A 6584-nucleotide genomic window follows, 5' to 3' on the forward strand; every position below is an offset into this window, starting at 1 on the left:
ATGAAATTACTCTTACTTTATTGTAAGGCAATTACTAGGTTTTTCAAATTATCGTCCATAATTGAGATATAATCTTTGCCTGCTTTCATTTGTTCGTCCGTTAATCCCTCAAGTGGGTTAAGTACCATCGTGTCCACTTTAGCATCTTTGGCTAACGTTTTGGCTAATTTATCGGATACCAATTCTTCAAAGAAAATATATTTCAAATCATGATCTTTCAAAAACTCATTCATTTTTTTCAAATCCTGAGCCGTCGGCTCAGCATCCGGCGATAATCCCATTATCGACATTTGAGTTAAACCATAATCCCGACATAAATACGCAAAAGCTTGATGGGAAACCGCAATTTCTTTCTTCGAGGTACGAGCAATTTCTTTTTTGTACCGTGCATCCAAATCTGTTAATTTCGCTGCATATTTCGCATAATTTTGCTCAAAAGCATCCTTATGAGCAGGATCCGCTTCAATCAATGCCATTTTAATATTATTAGCCATTTTCACAGCATTTAACGGGCTTAACCATGCATGTGGATCATATTCCTCTTTATTTTCTGTCGTTTTAATTAAATCTGCCCCTTTACTGGCCTCAACTACCTTTAAAGTGGAGTCTGCTGACAAACTACCGAGGAAGTCCTGCACCCAGCCTTCAAATCCTGCTCCTTGATACACAAACACCTGAGCTTGGGTCATATTTTTGATATCTTTGCTCTTTGGCGACCAATCATGCGGCTCTACGCCAGCTGGGACCAAATTGATCGCATTCACATACTCTCCGCCAATATTGCGGGTAAATTCATAAAGAGGATAAAAACTGGTTACCACATTGACTTTACCTTGGACCATCTTTGCTTTCGAACTTGACGTATTTCCACAACCAGCCATGACAACAGTTAAAATAGCCAACAATACTATGTAAAGAACTCTCTTATTTCTTACCATTATAATCAACCCACCCATTTCTAAATCGTAATAATTTTTATTAACGAATTGATTATACGAGTCCACTTAATTGAAGTCAATACATCGAAGCGTAAAAAACAAAATAGCCAGCTGTAGAATTCACAGCATGGCCCCATCTGTTGCAAGTAATTCGTTCGTGAAGGTTATTTCGATTGATCTCCACTATCATCTGAGTTTTTCGAACTATCTGAACTCCCATCTTTTGACCCGTCTGATTCTTCACTTGTCTTTCCACCTGAGTCCTTTTTACTTGAATCCCCGCCTGACTTAGAATCAGATGGTTTCTCACTTTCCGCTTTTAATTTCTTATAACGTTCTTCTGATTGTTTAATAAGTTTTTGATCCTGTTCAATCTTATATTGGAGAATCTCATTATAGATCTGGTATTGCTTTTTCAACTCTTGATCAATGATACTCCCTTTCCCCGTCGTACTCTGAGCATTAGATTTCGATTGATCTTTTTTGGCATCCTCCTTCTTCTTAGCCGAGTCGCCACCGAAAATCGAACAAGCCGATATAAGAATAACCATTCCTGTCATACACATCAATTTCACTAGAAACCGAACATTCATATGCCTCACTCCGTGGTTAGTTTCCTTTATCATGCCCCACTCACTTTAAAATCACCCATACAAACAGAAACACCCCACCCCGGAAAAATGGTCAAGACCCCATATAGTAGACATTGTTAAAACACCTAGGCTACAAGCTGATTCCTGTATTCAACAGGAGTCAGCTTGTTTAGTTTTCGTTGCGCCCTATCTTCGTTGTAAAAACGGATGTATTCCTCAATTCGTCTTTGTGCCTCATCGATCGATCGTATATCATATAGGTAGAGTGCTTCGACTTTCAGGTGAGAGAAGAAGCTCTCCATTGAGGCGTTGTCATAACAATTGCCTCGGCGTGACATGCTGATTTGGGCGCCAACCTGTGGCAGCATGTCGTGGTAGGCATGAGACGTGTACTGGCTTCCTTGATCGCTGTGAACGATCAATCCAGTCACGTCTTTATGTTTGTCAAAAGCCTTTCTAAACGTCTCTAAGACCAACGGATTGTCATTGTGACGACTAATGTGATACCCAACGATTTCATTGTTCCACAGATCCTTGATAGCTGATAAGTAAATCTTCTCATCGAACACGCGATATTGTGTAACATCCGTAACCCATTTTTGATTCGGCTTATCCGCCTTGAAATTTCTTTGTAAAGTATTCTCTGCGATTCTGCCATCCGATACAGCCGCTTCGTAGCTCGTTCTATGGACGTATTTACGACGTATGATCGCTTTAATGCCCAGCTCCTGCATTAATCGCAGAACCTTCTTGTGATTGACGACAAGGCTGTATTGGCGGTATAGCTCATCCTGTACACGACGGTATCCTACAGTCTTGTTACGTTGTTCGTAAATGGCTTTGATTTTGAGCTTTAGATCTTCATCTGGATTGTTCACTTTGCGCTTTAGATAGGCATAGTAACCACTTCTGCTTATCCCCAGGTATGCACATAGTCCCTTTATACCTTGCTTATCCTTCAGTTCGTCTACGACATTATGCTTGCTTTTCAGCCCTCCCGATTCAAGATTTGTAACCACTTTTTTAGGACGTCTACCTCCAAGTACAGACGACGTAGTTCACGCTCTTGCTCCGTTTTAGTCCGATGGGGATCTCCACGTCTATCCTCGAATACTGTTGCTCCCTTTTCACGATACATTCTCATCCAGACTTTAACTCGATCCCTATCATGTACTGCCAAGTGATTTGTGATCTTACTGTAACTCCACCCCAAATCAACATGTAACCGAATTGCTTCCAACTTAAGAGACTCAGGATAATGCTTAAACTTTTGTCCTTTCTTTGCTGGCATAATAAAATGCACCCCCTAGAATATCATCGGATACCCATAGGGTTTTTCCAATGTCTATTCTAAGGGGTGCACTTCAAAATAAGGGATGAGGTGTTTATTCGTTTGATTCCTATTATTTAACAATTGCTCCGTTTGGCATTGATTCAGGGACAGTAGCAAGTGTCAGCTGGTCGCCATGTGAAGCAGCGAGAATCATACCTTGTGACAGTTCGCCGCGCAGCTTGACGGGCTTTAAATTCGTTACGCAAATCACTTTGCGTCCAGCAAGCTCATCTGGCGAGTAAAACTTCGCAATGCCTGATACAACCTGGCGCTGCTCGTATCCGAGGTCGAGCTGCAGCTTGAGAAGCTTATCGGCGCCTTTCACAGGCTCGGCCGATAACACCTGTGCTACGCGCAGCTCCACTTTGGCAAAATCGTCAATCGCGATTTCGTCCTTTGCCTCTGGCGCGGGCACTGCGTTGGCAGCGGCCGCAGGCGCTGCCGTTGTCGATTCGTCGGCGTTAACTGCAGCGCCGCCACCCATGGCCTCGACGATGTAGGCGACTTCTGCCTCCACGTCCAGCCGAGGAAACATTGGCTCCCCCTTCTGCACCTTTGTGCCGGCAGGGAGATGACCGAAGGTCTGCACGCTCTCCCACGCTGTCAAACGTGGCAGGTCTTCTACAGCTAAGCCTAGCTGCTGCCAAATCAATTGCGGCGTCTTGGTCAAAAACGGACGCAGCAGCACAGATGAAATGCGCTGGGATTCAGCCAGCACATACATCACGGAGCCAAGTGTCTCTCGCTTGGCTTCATCCTTCACCATCGACCACGGCTGCGTCTCGTCGATATATTTGTTCGTGCGGCTGATAAGCTGCCACACGGCAGATAGCGCAATGGAAAACTCCATTTTTTCCATTGCTTCCTCGTACTTCGCTACCGTAGAACCAACAGTCTCTATGAGACTTTCGTCATATTCGGTAGCCCCCGCAACATATGCGGGAATCTTGCCTGCAAAGTACTTATCGATCATCACGATCGTACGGTTCAACAGATTCCCGAGATCATTGGCGAGATCATGATTGACTCGCTCAACAAAACTTTCCGGCGTAAATGTTCCATCGGCCCCAAAAGGCACTTCGCGCATGAGATAGTAACGCAGCGCATCTAATCCATAACGGTCGATCAAAGTAACCGGATCGACTACATTCCCTTTGGACTTAGACATTTTGCCGTCCTTCATGAGCAACCAGCCGTGCGCAAACACCTTTTTCGGCAAAGGTAAGTCAAGAGCCATCAGCATAATTGGCCAATAAATCGTGTGGAATCGTACAATCTCCTTACTCATTAAATGAACATCCGCAGGCCAATATTTCTTAAATTTACTTTCATCTTCTGAGCCATAGCCAAGCGCAGTAATGTAGTTGGAAAGCGCATCGATCCAGACATAAATAACGTGTTTCGGATCCCCAGGAACTTTGATTCCCCAGTCAAACGTCGTTCTAGATACAGCCAAATCCTCAAGACCTGGTTTAATGAAGTTATTCAGCATTTCGTTTTTACGAGATTCTGGGTGGATGAAATCTGGATTTTCCTCATAATACTGCACTAAGCGATCGGCATACTTGCTCATCCGGAAGAAATAAGTTTGCTCCTTCATTTTCTCCACAGGACGCCCACAATCTGGACACTTCCCATCTACCAGCTTGCTTTCCGGAAAAAAAGATTCATCGGGAATACAATACCAGCCCTCATACTCGCCTAAATAAATGTCTCCTTGATCCAGTAACCTTTGAAAAATTTTACCAACGGCATCTTTATGACGATCTTCGGTTGTTCGAATAAAATCATCATATGAGATATCCAGCTTCGACCAAAGCTCTTTGATTCCTGTAACAATATCATCAACAAAATGCTGAGGCGTTGTTCCTTTCTCTTGAGCCTTACGCTCAATCTTCTGACCATGTTCATCCGTACCTGTTAAATACCTGACATCAAAGCCGCGCAGTCGCTTGTAGCGCGCCATAGCATCACCAGCTACCGTGGAATAAGCGTGACCAATATGCAGCTTATCACTCGGGTAATAAATTGGTGTTGTAATGTAAAATGTTTTCGATTGGGTTGACATCATTCGTTCCTCCTAGCAAATAGTAGAAAACACAAAAAGCCCTCATCCATCTTGGGACGAGAGCTGAACTCACGCGGTACCACCCAGGTTCCCCCGCCTTTCACAAGCTCGGGGCTCAGTAAGTCGATTACGACTTGCCCATTAACGCTGGGACACGAGGCCAGCTTACTCCCATTTTGCCATTTGCTTCACAAATGCAATCTGAGCAGCTCGAAAGCCTATTCTCCGGGACCATATTCCAAACCTACTCCTATACCGGCTTTCACCTAACCCGGCTCTCTGTTTATAGGCCTCCGTTTGTACTTATCCGTTCATCGAAACCATATTATTTACAACTTAAGGCAAATATATCGAAAATATGAGCCGCCTGTCAAGCAGACTGATCGTTATGAGATAAATTTTCCGCACGTGCCGGCACATGATCCACACCACCCGGATGAAATGGATGGCATTTACAAATCCGTTTCACCGACAACCACGATCCCTTCAACGCACCGTGAACTTCAATTGCTTCTAGAGCATATTGCGAACAAGTAGGATAGAATCGGCAAGTTGGCGGCTTCAACGGAGAAATAAACTTCCGATAGAAATGAATAGGTACTTGTAAAGTCTTTTTCAACTGAGCCACTCTCCTGCTCCATTGTTTTCAAACATGCTGTCCTCCCATCATGCCTGAAAATAAAGAATGAGTCAATTCATGCCATTGAGCTAAGCAGAGAGTTGAAAACACTTTAGAAAAGTAGGATAAAAATACACCGATACAAACGTCTTAATCCATTTATTAAACGTATACCCAGATCTATTCATATTACGTAAATATATTTGGTGCTCCTTAGGTAAAATACTCCGTATCATCAATTTGGAATTGAGTCTATTTATTTTGGATTCTAGGTAAGAGCGTAAATTCCACTCGTTAGGGGAGTTTTGACTTAAATTGGTTTGAGGTTTTTCTTCAATTGAGTCCTGATCATTAAATAATGGAGTTATAGTTGTTGATTCTCTTAATTTTTGGAATACATTAAGTCTATTCTCTTTAACCAAATTTGCATAATGAATTTTCTGAAGCAACAATTGAGCACTTCTATAATTAATTTCTAGGATATGTGATAAAGAACTCGCAGTATACTCTTTGCCTTCTTGCAATAGCAGTTGGATGGCACGGAACCAGTGGAGTAATGAGAGCTTGGATTTATGCATGATCGTCCCAGCAGTTATAGAGACCTGCATTCTGCATTCCTTACACTCTAATAATCTACGTGTACGGATTTTAAAAGCTTCATTGTGGTCACAGCGAGGACAGCAAAACCCATTAGACCAGCGCAACTTCATTAAGAAATTCTCACATTCCTCTTCTGATCGAAACGTATGAGATTGCACATCGGTAATTTGCAGTTCCATATCCTCAACCCCCTCAATTCGAACATTTGTTCTTAATTTTATAATACCAAACAAATGTTCTCATGTAAAGTATTTCTTTAAAAGAACTCTCTCTGTAAAAAGTTGAATTCTGCTATATCTACAAAAGATACCGGTTTTAGCTAGCAAGCTGTAACTAATATGAATATTTCGGTGCCATAGAGCCATCGAGTTAATGAGTGAGAGCCACCACGTTAATCTATTAGAGCCACTATGTTAGTAGAGAGAGCCGCCCC

7 protein-coding genes are annotated in these 6584 nt (G+C 42.8%); all 7 read right to left on the minus strand.

All coding sequences use genetic code 11. The annotated features are described in order from the left end of the window. Positions 1–17: 17 nt before the first annotated feature. A complete protein-coding gene (locus G519_RS0125925) occupies positions 18–938 on the minus strand; it encodes a metal ABC transporter substrate-binding protein (protein WP_029197178.1) in 921 nt (306 codons plus the stop codon). Between the two features lie 164 nt (positions 939–1102). Continuing rightward, positions 1103–1531 carry a hypothetical protein gene (locus G519_RS0125930; protein ID WP_029197179.1) on the minus strand — a complete coding sequence of 143 codons (429 nt, stop codon included), beginning with the start codon at positions 1529–1531 and terminating at the stop codon, positions 1103–1105. Positions 1532–1656: 125 nt separating this feature from the next. Further along, on the minus strand, positions 1657–2550 hold the full coding sequence (locus tag G519_RS0125935) for an IS3 family transposase (RefSeq protein ID WP_084160342.1): 894 nt from the start codon (positions 2548–2550) through the stop codon (positions 1657–1659). Then, positions 2520–2822 carry a helix-turn-helix domain-containing protein gene (locus tag G519_RS0125940; protein ID WP_029197181.1) on the minus strand — a complete coding sequence of 101 codons (303 nt, stop codon included), beginning with the start codon at positions 2820–2822 and terminating at the stop codon, positions 2520–2522. Before G519_RS0125940 ends, G519_RS0125935 begins: the two co-directional genes overlap by 31 nt. Positions 2823–2934: 112 nt before the next feature. Next, positions 2935–4932 (minus strand): methionine--tRNA ligase, encoded by a 1998-nt coding sequence (gene metG, locus G519_RS0125945; protein WP_029197182.1) that lies wholly within the window; start codon positions 4930–4932, stop codon positions 2935–2937. Between the two features lie 370 nt (positions 4933–5302). After that, positions 5303–5551, minus strand: a complete 249-nt coding sequence (yidD, locus tag G519_RS49285; RefSeq protein WP_082562511.1) for a membrane protein insertion efficiency factor YidD — start codon at positions 5549–5551, stop codon at positions 5303–5305. An 89-nt stretch (positions 5552–5640) separates the two neighbouring features. After that, positions 5641–6330 (minus strand): transposase, encoded by a 690-nt coding sequence (locus tag G519_RS47820; protein ID WP_051253687.1) that lies wholly within the window; start codon positions 6328–6330, stop codon positions 5641–5643. Positions 6331–6584 lie beyond the last annotated feature (254 nt).

It is taken from the genome of Paenibacillus alginolyticus DSM 5050 = NBRC 15375, assembly GCF_000422905.1.
GTDB lineage: Bacteria > Bacillota > Bacilli > Paenibacillales > NBRC-103111 > Paenibacillus_E > Paenibacillus_E alginolyticus.